At 69.4% G+C, this 16737-nt stretch carries 16 protein-coding genes, 1 pseudogene and 1 riboswitch; of the genes and pseudogenes, 8 read left to right on the top strand and 9 right to left on the bottom strand.

Translation table 11 applies throughout. From position 1 onward, the window contains the following. Position 1: 1 nt before the first annotated feature. Positions 2 to 1261: a phosphoribosylamine--glycine ligase gene (gene purD, locus ASG69_RS00750; RefSeq protein ID WP_056446650.1), complete on the bottom strand. Its 1260-nt coding sequence runs from the start codon at positions 1259 to 1261 to the stop codon at positions 2 to 4. 103 nt (positions 1262 to 1364) lie between these two features. Here purD and ASG69_RS22990 point away from each other — a divergent pair, with 103 nt between their 5' ends. After that, entirely contained in the window at positions 1365 to 2462 is a 1098-nt protein-coding gene (locus ASG69_RS22990; RefSeq protein ID WP_156380403.1) for a serine hydrolase, read from the top strand. After that, positions 2459 to 2914 carry an ArsR/SmtB family transcription factor gene (locus tag ASG69_RS22985; RefSeq protein WP_056446646.1) on the top strand — a complete coding sequence of 152 codons (456 nt, stop codon included), beginning with the start codon at positions 2459 to 2461 and terminating at the stop codon, positions 2912 to 2914. The genes ASG69_RS22990 and ASG69_RS22985 overlap by 4 nt, the downstream gene beginning before the upstream one ends. A gap of 56 nt (positions 2915 to 2970) precedes the next feature. Here the strand turns inward: ASG69_RS22985 and ASG69_RS00735 are convergent, their stop codons facing one another. Then, the gene (locus ASG69_RS00735; protein WP_414891772.1) at positions 2971 to 4956 is read right to left on the bottom strand and encodes a glycosyltransferase family 39 protein; all 1986 of its coding nucleotides are present in this window, start codon (positions 4954 to 4956) and stop codon (positions 2971 to 2973) included. After that, the gene (locus ASG69_RS00730; RefSeq protein WP_082544578.1) at positions 4953 to 6326 is read right to left on the bottom strand and encodes a bifunctional glycosyltransferase family 2/GtrA family protein; all 1374 of its coding nucleotides are present in this window, start codon (positions 6324 to 6326) and stop codon (positions 4953 to 4955) included. Before ASG69_RS00730 ends, ASG69_RS00735 begins: the two co-directional genes overlap by 4 nt. A 94-nt stretch (positions 6327 to 6420) precedes the next feature. Here ASG69_RS00730 and ASG69_RS00725 point away from each other — a divergent pair, with 94 nt between their 5' ends. After that, positions 6421 to 6849 (top strand): HIT family protein, encoded by a 429-nt coding sequence (locus ASG69_RS00725; RefSeq protein WP_027504327.1) that lies wholly within the window; start codon positions 6421 to 6423, stop codon positions 6847 to 6849. On the opposite strand, the gene ASG69_RS00720 is transcribed toward ASG69_RS00725, so the two are convergent. Beyond that, the gene (locus ASG69_RS00720) at positions 6809 to 7708 is read right to left on the bottom strand and encodes a LysR family transcriptional regulator ArgP (protein ID WP_056446641.1); all 900 of its coding nucleotides are present in this window, start codon (positions 7706 to 7708) and stop codon (positions 6809 to 6811) included. The genes ASG69_RS00725 and ASG69_RS00720 overlap by 41 nt on opposite strands. Before the next feature lie 76 nt (positions 7709 to 7784). On the opposite strand from ASG69_RS00720, the pseudogene ASG69_RS21995 reads away from it, so the two are divergent. Then, positions 7785 to 8318, top strand: a pseudogene (locus ASG69_RS21995) (LysE/ArgO family amino acid transporter); the annotation flags it as partial. Here the strand turns inward: ASG69_RS21995 and ASG69_RS00710 are convergent. Continuing rightward, positions 8208 to 9848, bottom strand: a complete 1641-nt coding sequence (locus ASG69_RS00710) for a sensor histidine kinase (protein ID WP_321163724.1) — start codon at positions 9846 to 9848, stop codon at positions 8208 to 8210. The pseudogene ASG69_RS21995 and the gene ASG69_RS00710 sit on opposite strands and share 111 nt — an antisense overlap. Continuing rightward, a complete protein-coding gene (locus tag ASG69_RS00705) occupies positions 9845 to 10561 on the bottom strand; it encodes a response regulator transcription factor (protein WP_027504330.1) in 717 nt (238 codons plus the stop codon). The genes ASG69_RS00710 and ASG69_RS00705 overlap by 4 nt, the downstream gene beginning before the upstream one ends. Positions 10562 to 10679: 118 nt before the next feature. Beyond that, positions 10680 to 10743: riboswitch (guanidine-III (ykkC-III) riboswitch) on the top strand. 15 nt (positions 10744 to 10758) lie between these two features. Here ASG69_RS00705 and ASG69_RS00700 point away from each other — a divergent pair. Next, positions 10759 to 11073, top strand: coding sequence for a DMT family transporter (locus ASG69_RS00700; RefSeq protein ID WP_027504331.1), 315 nt, complete (start codon positions 10759 to 10761; stop codon positions 11071 to 11073). Between the two features lie 107 nt (positions 11074 to 11180). Then, entirely contained in the window at positions 11181 to 12053 is an 873-nt protein-coding gene (locus ASG69_RS00695) for a hypothetical protein (protein WP_051612993.1), read from the top strand. 12 nt (positions 12054 to 12065) lie between these two features. On the opposite strand, the gene ASG69_RS00690 is transcribed toward ASG69_RS00695, so the two are convergent. Then, positions 12066 to 12770 carry a dienelactone hydrolase family protein gene (locus ASG69_RS00690; protein ID WP_056446635.1) on the bottom strand — a complete coding sequence of 235 codons (705 nt, stop codon included), beginning with the start codon at positions 12768 to 12770 and terminating at the stop codon, positions 12066 to 12068. Positions 12771 to 12781: 11 nt separating this feature from the next. Continuing rightward, positions 12782 to 13867: an alanine dehydrogenase gene (gene ald / locus ASG69_RS00685; protein ID WP_056446632.1), complete on the bottom strand. Its 1086-nt coding sequence runs from the start codon at positions 13865 to 13867 to the stop codon at positions 12782 to 12784. A gap of 104 nt (positions 13868 to 13971) precedes the next feature. Between ald and ASG69_RS00680 the strand changes: the two genes are divergently transcribed. Next, positions 13972 to 14502: an Lrp/AsnC family transcriptional regulator gene (locus ASG69_RS00680; RefSeq protein WP_056446629.1), complete on the top strand. Its 531-nt coding sequence runs from the start codon at positions 13972 to 13974 to the stop codon at positions 14500 to 14502. A gap of 138 nt (positions 14503 to 14640) precedes the next feature. Next, positions 14641 to 15375, top strand: a complete 735-nt coding sequence (locus tag ASG69_RS00675; RefSeq protein WP_056446626.1) for an anti-sigma factor — start codon at positions 14641 to 14643, stop codon at positions 15373 to 15375. Positions 15376 to 15753: 378 nt separating this feature from the next. On the opposite strand, the gene ASG69_RS00665 is transcribed toward ASG69_RS00675, so the two are convergent. Beyond that, entirely contained in the window at positions 15754 to 16737 is a 984-nt protein-coding gene (locus ASG69_RS00665; RefSeq protein WP_056446620.1) for a proline dehydrogenase family protein, read from the bottom strand.

The raw sequence follows: 16737 nt of genomic DNA, 5'->3' as shown, positions 1-16737 counted from the left end.
GTCAGGAGGGGATCGAGATCCGGCCCTCGACGGCCGAGAGTCCGATGTCGGTGCGGAAGTGGCCGCCGGTCAACGACACTCGCGCCATGATGTCGTACGCCTCGGTGCGGGCGGCGGCGAGATCGGCCCCGGTGCCGACGACGCTGAGCACGCGGCCCCCGGCCGACACGAGGCCACCGTTCCTGCCGTGCGCCGTCCCCGCGTGCAGCACGCCGGGGTTCTCGGCGCCGGTGATGGCGTCTCCGGTGCGCGGTCGGCCGGGATAGTTCTCGGCGGCGAGCACGACGGTGACCGCCGAACCCTGCTTCCACTGCAGCGGCGGCAGGTCCGCCAATGTTCCGGTGGATGCCGCGTACAGCGCCGCACCGAGCGGTGAGTCGAGCAGTGCGAGCACGGCCTGGGTCTCGGGATCACCGAAGCGACAGTTGAATTCGATGACCGCGGGGCCCTCACCGTCCACCGCGAGGCCCGCGTAGAGCAGGCCGGTGAACGGGCAACCCCGTGCCACCATCTCCGCTGCCACGGGCGCGACCACCTCGTCGACGATGCGCTGGACCATCGAGTCGGGCAACCACGGCAACGGTGTGTAGGCGCCCATCCCGCCGGTGTTGGGCCCGGTGTCGCCGTCTCCGACGCGCTTGTGGTCCTGAGCGGGCAGGAGCGGCACCACGGTCTCGCCGTCGACGAGACAGAACAGCGACACCTCCGGGCCGGACAGGAACGATTCGAGCAACACGGGATGGCCGAGTTCGAGGAGCTCGGCGGCGTGAGCGCGCGCGGTGAGGCGGTCCTGCGTGACGACGACTCCCTTGCCCGCGGCCAGTCCGTCGTCCTTCACCACCCACGTCGGCCCGAAGCGGTTGAGGGCGGCATCGAGCAGTGCCGGCGTGTCCACCACCTCGCTGGTCGCGGTGCGGACCCCGGCCGACGCCATGACGTCCTTCGCGAACGCCTTGGAACCCTCGATCCGGGCGGCGGCGGCGGACGGACCGAAGCAGGCGATCCCGGCCTCGCGCACCGCGTCGGCGACGCCGAGCACCAGCGGTACCTCGGGGCCGATGACGACCAGATCGGCGCCGCGCTCGCGAGCGAGCGACACGACGGCCTCCCCGGAGGCGACGTCGACGGGGTACGTCTGGGCGACGGTCTCGATGCCGGCGTTGCCGGGTGCGCACATCACCGCGCTCACCTCGGGGTCCGCCGCCAGGGCGATCAGCAGGGCATGTTCACGGGCTCCGGAACCGATGACGAGTACTCGCACGAGAGCAGCGTACTGGCCACGACCTCTGGACCAGCGCACCCGTTCGCGCTATGGTAATTCCGGAATTACGGAATAGCCGAACGATGCGACTCGAGGAGAACCGATGATGCGCACTCTCACCGCCGTGACCGCGGCGTCGATTCTGCTGGCCGGGTGCTCGTCCGCACCGCCGAGCACGGCCGAGCCGACGTCCACCACGACGTGCGCACCGGCCCCCGTTGCGGACATGACCACACCCGACGGCTGGATCGGCTTCGCCGCCGAGCACCCGGAATCGGTGTCCTTCGCGGTGGACGACGGGCTCGGACACACCGCCGAGCACGACGCGGACACGCCGCACCCCCTCGCCTCCGCCGTGAAGGTCGTACACCTCGGTGCCTACGCCCGCGCCGTGGCCGACGGCACGCTGGACCCGGACGAACGCATCCCTGTCGCCGACTGGCAGCGGTGGTACGCACCCGGCACGGACGGCGGTGCCCACATCGCGGCTCTGAATCGCCTCGGCATCGCGAACGACGGAACATCGCCGACGGATCCGGCCGCGACGGTGCGGCTCGACGACATGGTCACCGCGATGGTGCGTGAGAGCGACAACGGAGTGCCCGACTACCTCCGGTACCGGCTCGGCGACGACGCGTTGCGGGACGCGGCCGCAGCGGGCGGGTGGAGCGACTTCACACCACCCACCCTCGTCGGCGTCACGCTCGGCGCCCTCGACGCGACCGTCGACACGGACGATCTGTGGTCGCTCGCACAGCGGTTCGCGTTCGACGCCGACTTCCGCGCGACATACGGAACGACTGCGCGACCGCACGACGAGACGGAACTCCTCAGGTACTTCGATCGGTTCGGCCCGACCGGGACGGCCGCCGAGCTCGCGCGATTCCACACCGCCGTCGCCGACGGTTCCTACGGCTCGGGGGTCGGCACCGTCAGGCGCCACCTCGAATGGCAGGACCCGCCTGCGAACGCCGGGTTCGTGGCCATGGGGTTCAAGGGCGGGAATCTGCCCGGAGTTCTCACGCACGGCTTCGAGTTCCGCCGCGCGGACGGCGCCCCCGCCGTGGTGGTGTGGCTGAACCATGGTCTGACCGCAGCCGAGTACGAGTCCGCGACGACGAACCTGACCCAGCATCAGACGCTGCTCCTCGAGGCCGCGGCGGATCCGGCGACAGTGGGGCGGCTAGCCTGCATCTCGTGAGCGAGCTGGAGGCACGCGTCGCAGCCCTGGAGGCTCGGGTCGCGGCGCTCGAGGGGGACCCCCGACAGACGGCGGCGTCCACCGGGGGCCTCGTGTCCTACTCGGGTGACGTCCATCTGGCCGGCGACGTCACCTGGTCCATCGAGTACGTGCCCGACGCCGTGCTCGATCTTCCTCCCGACCGGGCGGTCGAGGTGCTGGCGGCGCTCGGCCACCCCGTGAGGCTCGCCGTGGTCCGCGCACTGTTGCGCGGTCCAGCAGTCGCCGCCGATCTACAGGCGGCGGTGGGACTGTCGTCCGTCGGTCAGCTCTATCACCATCTGAAGACCCTCACCTCGGCGCGGATCGTCGAGCAGCACGGCCGGGGCGACTACCGGCTCGCCGCACGCACCGTCGTGCCCGCGCTGGTGCTGATGCTCGCCTCGGCCGACATCGCCGGAGAACTTCGCTGATGTGAGATCCGGTGCAGTGGACCGTGGTCAGCACGGTTCACTGCACCGGATCCGGGTCAGGCGGTGAGGTCGTACAGCGTCACGCCGTCCACGGTCTGGGCGGTGAAGGTCGCGGTGACCCACTCGCTGATCTCCGCCGAGGTACCGGACGCACCGCCTCCCATACCGCCGCCCGCGATGAACCAGTGGATCTCACCGTCGGCGACGTGCTGCTGGAACTCGGCCAGCGTCGGGGAGGGATCGCTGCCGTTGAAACCACCGATCGGCATGACCGGGTCCTCGGTCGCCAACTGGTAGCCCGACGCGGCATTGGACCCGATCGCCGCGGCGACCCAGGTGTACGAGTCCGAGTTCTCCTCGAGCAGGGCGACCATCTCGGCGCTCGGAGTACTGCCATCGAGCAACCCGCCCATGCCGCCGCCACCGTCCGCGCCACCCGGCATCTGCGCGGCGCCACCCGGGAGCTGACCGGGCGCACCCGTCGGCGCCTGTCCCCCGGCGGGCATCCGGCCGGCACCGCCGTCGCGCATGCCGCGCCCGCCGTCCATGCCGCCACGCCCGAAGCCGCCACCGGTGTTCGGCCCGGCCGTGACGATGGAGCCCTGATGCGGTGTCGCGATGGTGTTCGCGGCGTAGGCGGTCGGTCCTGCGAGTCCCGCGATCACCGCCGCCAGAACCGTGACCGCGGCGAGCCTGCCGCGAGTCAGCCGCGGAACGAGCAGCCCCACGACCGCGAGCACACCGACCAGCACGACGACGACCTTCAGCCACGGAACGAAGGATGCGCTGCGGGACAACAGGATCCAGGACGTCACCACGGTCGCGACCACCGTCGCGGCGAGAACGATGCGTGCGACGAGGCGCTCGCGGACCCGCCAGAGCGCCACGCTGCCCATGCCCACCAGCGCCGCGACCGCCGGCGCCAGCGCCACGGTGTAGTACGAGTGGAAGATGCCGGCCATGAAGCTGAACGTCAGCCCGGCGACCAGGAGCCACAGTCCCCAGACGATCAGCGCAGCGCGCCGCTGGTCGGTACGAGGAGCCCTGCCGCGCAGCACGATCGCCGCGATTCCCAGAATCAGCGCAGCGGGAACGAGCCAGGCGATCTGACCGCCCTGCGAGGCGTCGAACATCCGCAGGATGCCCGTCTCCCCCCACATTCCGCCGCCACCACCGCCGCCGCCGGGAGTGACCGAACCGGTCTCCTCACCGTTGAGCCGACCGAGACCGTTGTATCCCAGCGTCAGTTCGAGGATCGAGTTGTTCTGCGACCCACCGATCCACGGCCGCGACGACGCCGGCCAGAGTTCCACGACGGCGATCCACCATCCGGCCGACACGATCATCGCGCCCAGCGCCGCACACAACTGCAGGATGCGCCGTCGCATCGACACGGGCCCGGCCAGGAGGTACGTCATCGCCAGTGGGGGAACCACCAGCATGACCTGCAGCTGCTTGGTGAGGAAGCCGAGTCCGACCATCGTGCCGACGACCACGAGCCACCGGGTGTGACCGGTCTCGACAGCCCGCATCATCGCCCACACCGCCGCGATCATGAGCAGCACCAGCAGCGCATCGGGGTTGTTGAAACGGAACATCAGTGCCGCCACGGGAGTCAGCGCGAGAACCAGTCCTGCGAGCAGTCCGGCGGCCGGTCCCCACTGTCGCCGTACGGTGCGCCACAGCAGCGTCACGGAGGCGACACCCAGCAGGACCTGCGGCACGAGGATCGCCCACGAGTTCAGCCCGAACACCCGGACGGACAGTTCCATGAGCCACAGCGACATCGGCGGCTTGTCGACGGTGATGGAGTTCGCGGCATCGGAGGAGCCGAAGAAGAACGCCTCCCAGGACTGCGAACCCGCCTGCACCGCAGCGGAGTAGAAGGAGTTGGCCCATCCGTTGCTGCTCAGGTTCACGAGGTAGGCGACAGCAGTTCCCAGGATCAGGGCCGCAGCGGCCCATGGTTCCCAACGAGTACGGACCGGGCGCGGAGCCCCGTCGTGCACGTGATCTTCCGGGGCGGTGAGGAGGGTGGTCACGAGGTGGACTCCATCTGACGATGGCGGGCGGAGGATGCGGCCCGGAAGACCCAGCGCAGCGCGACGAAGCGCGTCACGGTGGCGACCAGGTTGGCGAGAACGAGAACGAGGAGCTCGACGTGCTTGGACGCACCCGGAGCCCACTCGTGCAGGGCGACGAGAGAACCGGCGGTGACGAGCCACCCGAAGGCGAACACCGCGAGACCCTGAAGATGATGCGCCGCAGCCCCGTCGGAGCCTCGGACCCCGAATGTGAAGGCTCTGTTGGCGGCGGTGTTCAGCACTGCGGTGACGAGGAGCGCGACGAAGTTGGCGCCCTGCGCGCCGAGGATCGTGTGCAGGATCAGGTACAGCACCGCGTAGGCAACAGTGCTGGCGACGCCGACGAGCGCGAACCGCACCAGTTGACCGATCATGCCGACGGGCACTCCCCTCAGTTCGGAGACCTCGGCGGTGGAGGCGGTGGACGACAGGGGTCCACGACCCAGGCTGAGACGCAGGTCCGCGATCGGGAGGGCGCCGGTCGCGAGCGCACGCCCGACGCGCCAGCAGCCCTTCAGATCGGCCAGTGCGGTGTCGACGATGTCCACGCTCGAGTCGGGATCGTCGACCCAGTCGACGGGCACCTCGTGAATGCGGAGACCGACACGCTCCGCGAGGACGAGCAGTTCGGTGTCGAAGAACCACCCGGTGTCCTCGATCAGCGGAAGCAGTTCCCGGACGATCTCGGTGCGCGCGGCCTTGAACCCGCACTGAGCGTCGGAGAATCTGGTCCGCAGACCCGTGCGAAGGAGGACGTTGTAGGTGCGGGAGATGAACTCTCGCTTCGCCCCTCGCACCACCCGCGAGGACGAGGCGAGCCGGGACCCGATCGCGAGATCGGAATGGCCCGATGCCAGCGGAGCCAGGAGGGGCACGAGTGCACCGAGATCCGTCGACAGGTCGACGTCCATGTACGCGACGATGTCGGCCTCCGACTCCGTCCACGCCGCCTTGAGCGCGCGACCGCGACCCTTGTCGTCCAGATGTCGCACCGAGACACCGTCGAGCTCCCGGGCGAGGCGCTCGGCGATCGACCGTGTCGCGTCCGTGCTCGCGTTGTCGGCGACGGTGATCACCGTCGACCAGGGAACGTCGGCCCGCAGGAAGGCGTGCAGCCTGCGGACACAGGCTTCGAGCGCGGCCTCCTCGTTGTACACGGGCACCACGAGCTCGACGGTCACCGTCCGCGCCGCACCCCCACCCGGCCCCGGCTCCCGCCCGCGCCCGGGCCCACGGCCTTCCCGCCCGTCACCGGCCGGCCTCCGGCCTTCCCGCCCGTCACCGGCCGGCCTCCGGCCTTCCCGCTCCACCACTGAGTTGGTTGTCATGCACCGAACACTCGTGCGCCGCCCCGGGACCGACCCGGGGCGAACCCGGGAAGTACCCGGGAGCCGATGCGGAGCCGACGAATAGAGTCGGCCCATGGCATCCGTGTTCAGCGCAATCATCGCCGGCGACATCCCGGGCCGCTTCGTGTGGGAGGACGACGACGTCGTCGGGTTCCTCACCATCGCCCCGGTCACGCAGGGTCACACCCTGATCGTCCCGCGAGCCGAGATCGATCAGTGGCAGGACGTCGATCCCACGACCTTCGGCTCGCTCACGTCTGTCGCTCAGACCGTCGGCAAGGCCGTCCGGTCGGCGTTCGACGCCCCTCGGGCGGGTCTGCTGATCGCCGGTCTCGAGGTGCCGCACCTGCATCTGCACGTGTTCCCGGCCTTCGATATGGCGGACTTCGACATCTCCGGCGCCGACACCTCCCCGTCGCCCGAGTCGTTGGACGAGGCGCAGGAGAAGATCACCGCAGCGCTCACGGCACTCGGCCACGGGCAGCACGTCCCCCGTCGCTGATCGGTCGTCCGAGAACCGCCCGCGCGGCTCCGACGATCGCCGCGGCCACCGTGTCGAGCGCCGGCGACGACAGCGTCCATTGCTGCCAGTGAAGCGCCACGTCGATCACGGTGTCGTCGAGTTCGACGACGTCGAGTCCGCCGCGCTGCTGGTCCGGCAGCATGCCCCAGCCGAAGCCCAGATGCACGGCACGCGCGTACTCGGTGGACGACGGCACCAGGTGTCGCGGCGGCACCGACGCGGACACGCCGTGTCGCGAGAGGTAGCGATCCTGCAGCGCGTCCTTCTCGTCGAACACCACGACGTGGGCTCGGGCCAGGGCGTCCGGAGTGACGCCGTCGTCCAGGAATCGAGTCACGAACGACGGAGACGCGCAGGGGCGGTACCGCATCGAGCCGAGCCTGGTCGAGGTACAGCCGCGGACAGGTGTGTCCACGGACGTGATCGCCGCTGTCACCGTTCCACCGCGGAGCAGTTCGGCGGTGTGGTCCTGATCCTCTCGATGGATGTCGAGGATCACGGAGCCCGCCAGTGGCGCGAGCGCCGGCAACACCCACGTGGCCAGGGAATCCGAGTTGACGGCCAGCGACACCCGAGCGACGTCGTCCGCGGTGCGCAACTCCCGCACGGCGCCGTCGGTCAGAGTCTGGATCTGCCGGGCGAGCCGGAGCAGCACGACGCCCGACTCGGTCGGCATCACGGGCTTCGTGCGCGAGACGAGAACGGCACCGACCCGCAGTTCCAGCGCTTTGATGCGCTGACTCACCGCCGACGGTGTGATGTGCAGCGACCGCGCAGCGGCTTCGAACGTGCCGTCGTCGACGACGGCACGCAGAGCCTCGAGCTGGTCCGACTGCATGATGTGAAGCTACGCTCATCAGTCCTGAAAAACATGAGCTGGACTACATCGTCGGGTTCGACCTAGCGTTCCGGTCATGTCCTCCCTGTTCGTCGGCTTCGGTGTCGGCCTCTCCCTCATCGTCGCGATCGGCGCACAGAACGCCTTCGTTCTCCGTCAGGGCATCGCACGACAGCACGTGCTGGCCGTCGTCCTGGTGTGCGCTCTGTCCGACGCGGTCCTCATCCTCGCGGGAGTCTCGGGCATCGGCGTGGTCGTCGAGACCTACCCGACGGCTGTCACCGTCGTCACGGTCGCCGGCGCCGTCTTCCTCACCGTGTACGGACTCATGGCCTTCCGACGGGCACTGCGCCCGACGAGTCTGACCGTCGGCGGGAACGGAGCGAGTGTGTCGCTGCGGTCCGCGGTCCTCACCTGCCTGGCACTGACGTGGCTCAACCCGCACGTCTACCTCGACACCGTCGTCTTCCTCGGCTCCGTCGCCAATCGCGAGACCGGGTCAGCGCGCTGGTGGTTCGCCCTCGGCGCGACACTGGGCAGCATCGTCTGGTTCACGGCCCTCGGATTCGGCGCGCGATTCATGACGCCGATCTTCGCCAGACCCGTCGCGTGGCGTGTGCTCGACGTCCTGATCGGTGTGGTCATGCTCCTCATCGCCGTCGTCCTGGTCGAGGGGCTCGTCTCCGGCTGACTCCACCCGTCCACCCGGACGCCGGCCCGCCAGGGGCAGCTCCACGCGGAACGTCGCACCCCGGCCGGGCGCGCTCGCCACCGAGACCCGACCGCTGTGGGCCGCGACCAGCGCGGACACGATCGACAGACCCAGACCACTCCCGCCGCTCTCTCTCGTGCGCGAACGATCCGCCCGATAGAACCGCTCGAAGACGCGCTCGGCATCGTCCTCGGTGAGTCCCGGCCCGGTGTCACGAACCTCCAGAACTGCTGTCTCACCGACGGTTCCGACCGCCACGGTGATCGACGCCGTCGGCTGGGTGTGCCGGAGCGCGTTGCCCACCAGGTTGCCGAGCACCTGGCGCAGACGCGCATCGTCCCCCAGCACCTCCGGCACGCCGCTGCCCTCGAGCACCTGCAGACTCACGGCTCGTTCCGGAGCCGTGGCGGCCGCATCGTGCACCGCGTCCGCTGCGATCACGAGGAGGTCCACGGGGCTCCGATCGAGCGGACGCTGGGCGTCCAGCCGCGCCAACATCAGCAGATCTTCGACGAGCAGACCCATCCGCGCCGACTCTCCCCCGATACGGGTCATCAGCAACTCGGTGTCGGTCATGGCCCCCTGCCGGTAGAGCTCGGCGAAGCCGCGGATCGTCGTCAGCGGGGTCCGGAGCTCGTGGGAGGCGTCGGCCACGAAACGGCGCATCCGGTCCTCCGACGCACGTGCCGCGTTCTCGGACTCGCGCGCCGCGTTCTCGGACGCCTCCGTCGCAGCGAAGGCGTGCTGGATCTGGGCGAGCATTCCGTTGAGTGCCGCGGACAGTCGCCCCACCTCGGTGCGTTCGTTCCGCTCGGGAACGCGTCGATGCAGATCCCCGGACGCGATGGCCGCGGCAGTCACCTCCACCTCCTGCAGCGGCCGCAGGCTCCGGCGTACCAGGAAGTACGCGGCGACACCCAGCACCGCCAGCACTCCGAGACCGATGGACAGTTGCAGAGTCACGAGCCTGGAGACGATGGCCTCGTTGCCCGCCAGCGGAATCGCGACCGTCGTCTGGCCGTCCCCGTTCGAGACGGTCACCGTGCGCCACGAATCGTCGGGATCGCCGACCGATCCGACAGTGGTCGGCGTGGCGGTCAGGACGCCGGTCAGATCCGGCTGATCGTCCCCGACATCGTTCACGGGAGTACGCACGGTGCCGTCCGCCGCCACCGAGCGGACGTAGAACGCCGTGGGCGGACGCTGTGGGTTCGCCTCCTCCGGGGGAGGTCCGACGAACCGCTCCCCACGAGGCCTGGCCCAGCCGGACGCCGCCTCCATGAGCTGTTCGTCGACACGTTGGGTCAGCGTGTTCTGCAGTGCCGAGGTCACGGCCACACCCGAACCGACGAGACCGAGGGCGACGAGAAGCAGCAGCACCGACACCAGGGTGACGCGGAGCGGGACGGCGCGTAGGTGCCGCTTCACCGTCGCGGTTCCCGCAGGACGTAGCCGACGCCTCGCAGTGTGTGGATCAGCCGGGGTTCCGTCGTGTCGACCTTCCTGCGCAGGTACGACACGTAGGACTCCACGACACCGACCTCACCCCCGAAGTCGTAGTGCCACACGTGGTCCAGGATCCGGGGCTTGGACAGCACCGTCCCGGAATTGACCATGAGGTAGCGCAGGAGCGTGAACTCCGTCGGGGACAACGAGACGGGTTCGCCCGCCTTCCACACCTCGTGGGTGTCGTCGTCGAGCTCGATGTCGGCGAACGTCAGGCGTGACGGCTGCGCCTCCGGACCGCGCACCGACCGGCGCAGGATCACGCGCAGGCGCGCCACCACCTCCTCGAGGCTGAACGGCTTGGTGACGTAGTCGTCCGCACCCATGGTCAGACCGGTCACCTTGTCCTCCACCGAGTCCCGTGCCGTGAGGAACAGTGCGGGCGCGTCGATGCCGTCGGCGCGCAGTCGGCGGAGCAGCCCGAAGCCGTCCATGTCGGGCATCATCACGTCCAGGATCAACGCGTCCGGCCGGAAGGTCCGGGCGACGTCCAGAGCCGCGGGCCCACCCAGCGCCGTGCGGACCTCGAAACCCTGGAACTTCAGACTGACCGACAGCAGTTCGACGATGGTCGGCTCGTCGTCGACCACCAGTACCTTCGCCTCGGCGGTGGTCTGCGGTCGGGGAGTCGTCATGACGGAATTCTCGCTCACGAGTGCCATGGTGTCCGGCGTTGCTGGTTCCTGCCCGGGGTGTCGCTGTGAGGTTCCTGTGAGCCCCGATCCGGCGTCGTGTCCGCTTTGCTACCGTGGAGGACAGACTGCGACACAGACCCGGACGAGCGCACCGTACCCGGCCAGCGACAAGACGGTGCCAGGAGAGTCGACTACTCATGGCATGGATCATTCTGGTGTTGTCGGGCGTGTTCGAGGCCGTCTGGGCCACCGCACTCGGCAAGTCCGAGGGCTTCACGAAGCCCGTCGCCACCATCGTCTTCGGTACGGCGCTCGTCGTCAGCATGGGCGGTCTCGCCTTCGCCATGCGGACCATCCCGACCGGCACCGCCTACGCGGTGTGGGTGGGCATCGGCGCCTCGCTCACCGTCGTCTACGCGATGGTGTCCGGCACCGAGTCCGCGACGCCGATCCGCATCGCCCTCATCGCAGGGCTCGTCGGGTGCGTCATCGGACTCAAGCTCGCCCACTGACCGCGCCCCCCGGCCGTCCCGCCGTCCCGTCCCGACCGGCCTCCGGCCTTCCCGCCGTCCCGTCCCGACCGGCCTCCGGCCTTCCCGCCGCGGGTTAGAGTGACCCCATGAACTGGGTGTCCGCGGTCACACTGCCGGTGCGTGTCGGATTGGCTGTCGCCGAGTCGGCGGTCGGGGTGGCCGAGTCGGCCGTCGCGACCACCCGGATGGCGCTGGCCGCAGGCGCTTCCGGGTCACTCGACGCCATCACCCTGGCCAATCCTCGGAGCGGCCCGCTGCAGCTTCTCGGACAGTTGGCCGAGCTCACCTCCGACGACCGCGCACTGGGTCACGCGCTGCGGCCCGGTGGCCCGCTGGACCGACTGCTCGAGCCCGGTGGCGCCGTCGACAGGTTGACGAGCAAGGGCGGCACCCTCGATCGACTGCTCGAGCCCGGCGGTCCTCTCGAACGCATCCTGGCGGACGACGGCCCCCTCACCCGAGTCCTCGCGGAGGACGGTGCGCTGGATCGCCTCCTCGCCGAGGGCGGTCTGCTCGATCGACTCACGGCCGTCGACGGACCCATCGAGCGCCTCACCGCGAAGGACGGCCCTGTCGAACTCCTGACCAAGGAGGGCGGCGTGATCGAGGCGCTGACCCGTGAGAACGGGGTCATCGACAACGCCCTCGCCAAGGGCGGGCTCGTCGAGACGCTGCTCGGTGAGGAAGGCGCGATCCAGCGGCTGACGGCACGCAACGGTCCGCTGGATCAGCTCGTGACCGTCGCCGAGTCGCTGAGTTCGCTGGCGCCCAACCTCGAGCGCATGAGCGTCAGCGTGGAGATTCTGCAGGACACCGTGGACGTCCTCGCCGCGGCGGTGAATCCGCTCGGCGAACTGGTGGGCAAGCTGCCGAGCCGCTGGGTCAAGAGTCGCGGCGCGGTCGAGCCCAAGACGGGCGAGGTGCGCGGGGCGCTGCAGGGTCCGGCCGTCGGCCGCTGAGCCTCGTGGGCGTCAGCGCGACCGGACGTGCTCGCCGAAGAAGGTGAAGACCCGAGCGAAGGCGTCCTCGGCCTGCTCGTGCTGATAGCCGAATCCGGTGACGCGCATGACCAGTGCACCCGGACCCGATCCGAAGTCGTTCGCGAAACTGTGGCCGGCACCGGGATAGGTCACGACGTCGTGGGCAACGCCCTTGTCCTGCAACACCTTCTCGAGCTTCGGGCCCGCGCCCGGCAGCATCGGATCGCGCTTGCCGAAACTCGCGACCATCGGGCACGTGCCGTCGAGGGCCGACTCGATGTGCCGGGGCAGGATGCCGTAGAACGGCGCGCTCGCCTCGAACCCCCGGGGCGCCAGCGCCAGAGCGAAGCCTCCACCCATGCAGAACCCGACGATGCCCACCGCGCCGGTGGTGTCGGCGCGCGCGGTGAGGGTGTCGCGGCACGCCAGCAGGTCGTCCACCGCCCGGCCCGAGCGCGCGAGAAGCGACCGGAACACTCCTGTCACACACTTGGCGCGACCACCGCGGGCGTAGAGATCCGGCACCAACGCGACGTAGCCCTGGTCGGCGAAGCGCCGGGCGATGGACCTGATGTCGTCGGTCATGCCGAACACGTCGTGCACGATCACGACGGCGGGCCAGGGCCCCTCCCCTGAGGGGATCTCGAGTGTCGCCTCGATGCGATCTGTTCCGGTGTCGACCTCGATGACAGTCATACCGGCCGACTCTAGCGACCCAGCGCCGTTCTCACGGTGTCCGACAGCAGGTTGCCGGCGTGCACGCTGAGACCGTCTGCGAGCCCGGGAACGGTGGCGCACGCCTGCTCCCAGCCCTGGTCGGCGAGAGCGAGAACGAACGGGAGCGTCGCGTTGGTCAGCGCCTGCGTCGACGTGCGGGGAACCGAGCCCGGCATGTTGGCCACGCAGTAGAAGATCGAATCGTGCACCGGGAAGGTGGGATCGTCGTGCGTGGTGGGACGCGAGTCCTCGAAACACCCGCCCTGATCGATGGCGATGTCGACGAGCACGGACCCCGCCTTCATCCGTGCGACCAGTGCGTTGGACACCACCGTCGGGGCCTTGGCACCCGGGACGAGGACCGCCCCGATGACGAGGTCGGCGGCCACGACGGCCTGCTCGAGCTCCCACCTGTTCGACACCACGGTCTTGACCTGGCCGCGGTACTGCGCGTCGATGGTTCGCAGCTTGGCGATGTCGAGGTCGAACACCGTCACGTCCGCACCGAGCCCGTGTGCCATCGCCACGGCGTTGGATCCCGACACCCCACCGCCGATCACCACCACCTTGGCCGGACTCACTCCCGGAACGCCGCCCATCAGCACGCCGCGGCCGCCCGTCTGCGCCATCAGGTGATACGCCCCGGCCTGGGTCGCGAGCCGGCCGGCGACCTCGCTCATCGGTGCGAGCAACGGCATACTGCCGCCCGCGCCGGTCACCGTCTCGTAGGCGATCGCCGTGGTGCCGGACGCGACGAGGGCATCGGTGCATGCGGCCGACGCGGCGAGATGGAGATAGGTGAACAGGACCTGGCCCGACCGCAGCCGGTGGTATTCGGCCTCGATCGGCTCCTTCACCTTGAGCAGCAACTCGGCCCGCGCCCACACCTCGTCGGCCGAGTTCGAGATCTCCGCGCCGGCAGCCTTGAAGTCGTTGTCCGAGAACGACGATCCCGCGCCCGCCTCGGTCTCGACGACGACGCGATGACCGTGCACGACCATGTCGTGCACTCCCGCCGGGCTCGCCGCCACCCGGTACTCGTGATTCTTCAGTTCCCGAGGTATGCCGATTCTCATGGTGCGCCCTTCGCCTCTACCGGATGACTCGTCATGTCCGATAATCGTGAACTTCGTTCGACCGAGCCGCAATCGAAGTGACGATAATTTCGTAGACTGGCCTCATGGACATCGAATCGTCGAATACGGGTCTGTCCGCCGCGGTGCGACCGAACAATCTTCGGGCGGCATCTCTGGACCGCATCGATCGCGTCATCCTGCGTGAACTGGCGAACGACGCCCGCATCCCCAACAACACCCTGGCCGTTCGCGCCGGGATCGCCCCGTCGACGTGTCTGGGACGCGTCCGTTCACTGGTCGAGCGCGGGGTCGTCCGCGGTTTCCACGCCGACATCGATCCGGCGGCACTGGGACAGGGCCTGCAGGCCATGATCGCGGTGCGGCTGCTGGCGGGTGCCCGGCGCCACCTGGGCGAGTTCGCGGAGTCCTTCACGACGTTCCCCGAGGTGCTCGACGTCTACTTCATCGCCGGTGCCGACGACTACCTGATCCACGTCGCGATGACGGACTCTGCGCACCTGAGGGACTTCGTCGTCCAGAACCTCAGTGCTCATCCGTCGGTGGCCGCGACCGAGACCACACTGATCTTCGAGCACCTGCGGCCGCGACTGGTCGACGAGGGCGGACCGAGCTGACGCCCTCCGCCCATCCGGTGCGGCGAGCGCACCGAATACCCGGTGTATCAGCCAGGAGAGCACGGCCGTGGATGTGACGGGGGTACTTTTCGCCCACTCTTACTGACCCACCGACCACACGCATGGAGGCAGCCCGAGATGAGCGATCACGGTTCGCCCGAACGACCCGTGCAGCTGCCGGATCGGGACCTTCTCGAGCTCGCGTACCTGTGTGCCCTCGACGCCATGGCAGCCTCGGAGCAGTACGAGACCATGACTCGCCTCGACGACACGGACGCCCACACCAGGCGGAGGTTCGACGCGATCGTGCGTGACGTCCGCGAGACGATGGCCGTGACGTCGGACGCGACACGCACTCCCGCCCCCGCCGATCTCCGGGTCCGCATCCTGGGGGCCGTGGAGGACACGGCGCAGGTCGACCCCGACGGCGCGACAGTCCTCCCCCTTCGTCCCAGCCGCCGACGCGGATGGCGCATCGCCGCGATGGCGGCCGCCGCTACGGTGGTCGTCGGTGTGGGCGGGGCGGTGGCCGTGCAGCAGAACGCGACTCCGTCGGCTCCCACCGCGACCGTCGCGGCACCGCTCGAATCCCCGGTGGCCGGAGGCGGCACCATGAGCGTGCAGTACACCCCCGGTGACGAGCGCGCCGTGCTCCGCATGACGGATGTCGCAGCGCCTCCCGCCGGATCGGTCTACCAGGTCTGGCTCATCGAGGGCTCGCCCGTGTCCGTCGGGACGATGGATGCCGACGACCTCTCCCAGCCTGCATCCGTGCCCGTCGACGGCGCCACCGCACTCTCGGTGACCGTGGAACCCGCGGGCGGATCACCGTTCCCCACCTCGGGCGCCGTGGCCCGCGTCGCGCTCGTCTGATTCCGTCCCGGATCGGATCCACTCGAAGTCGAACATGTGTTCGACACCCGTGTAGGGTGGGTGTCACTGCACCACCCGACGTCAGACCTTCCCTCGTGACGTGTGATTCCCGAGGAGACGTCCGTGATGAACCGTCGGCGCCGACTGCACCTGATGAACGGGGTCTGGCACGAGGAGGCACCGGCCACCTGCGGTAACGGTCATGTGCTGCAAGCGCGTTCGGTTCTCGTGGGAGCCAGGTCGTGCTCGTGCGGCATCGGTCACCATCGCACGCACCACTGCCGCACCTGCGGTGACACCGTCTTCACTCCCGCCCTCGGCGAGGGGTGCCGGGACGGGAGCTTCGACGGACGCGCGAATCGCGCGCGCGGCGAGGGGTCAGGAGCGGGTCAGCAGTGACCGGAGGAAGAACGTCAGGTTCGCCGGACGCTCCGCCAACCGCCGCATGAAGTACCCGTACCACTGCGTACCGAAGGGCACGTACACGCGGACGCGGTACCCCTCCGACACCAGGCGTGTCTGCTCACCGTCGCGGATGCCGTAGAGCATCTGGTACTCCATGTCGTCCGGTCCACGTCCCAGTTCGGCCGCGTCTCGTCGCGCCGCCTCGATCATGCGGGGATCGTGAGACGCCACCATGGGGTAACCCTCCCCCTCCATGAGCACCCGCAGGCACCGCTCGTACGAGGCGTCCACGTCCGCCTTCTTCTGGAAGGCCACACTGGCCGGTTCGCGATATGCGCCCTTGCACAACCGGATTCGTGATCCGGGACCGGAGAGCTCGCGGCAGTCCTGTTCGGTGCGGTGCAGGTACGCCTGCAGGACGGTGCCGAGAGTCGGGAAGTCCTTGCGGAGCTCCCGCACGATCGCGAGAGTCGAGTCGGTGGTGGTGTGGTCCTCGGCGTCGACGGTGACCCACACTCCCGCGGCGTCCGCGGCGGCGCACACCTTGTGGGCGTTGGCGAGGGCCACGGCGTGGCCGTCGTCGGGGAGCGACTGTCCGAGCGCCGAGAGCTTCAGCGAGATCTCCAGCGGGAAGGCCGGAGGCCGGCCGGAATTGGACGGGGAAGCTGGAGGCTGTGGGGTGTGGAGGCGTGAGTATGCCTGCAGTAGGGACAGATACGCGTCGACGGTCGCGGTGGCCTGCGCCGCGTCGGTGGTGTCCTCACCCAGGTGATCGACGCTGACGACGCGGCCGGACCCGAGCAGGTCGGCGACGGCACCGACCACCTCCGGTTCGGTGCTCCCGGCGATGAAGCGTTCGACGAGCGACCTGGTCAGGACGGACCGCGCGACGACGCGTTCGAGGCGGCGCGATCGCCCGGCGGCGAGGAGGACGGGGCGGAGCGGGTTGGTGGCCAT

Source organism: Rhodococcus sp. Leaf225, from assembly GCF_001426145.1.
GTDB lineage: Bacteria > Actinomycetota > Actinomycetes > Mycobacteriales > Mycobacteriaceae > Rhodococcoides.
Note: the sequence above shows the minus strand (reverse complement) of the source record. Positions and strands in the feature narration are given on the sequence as shown.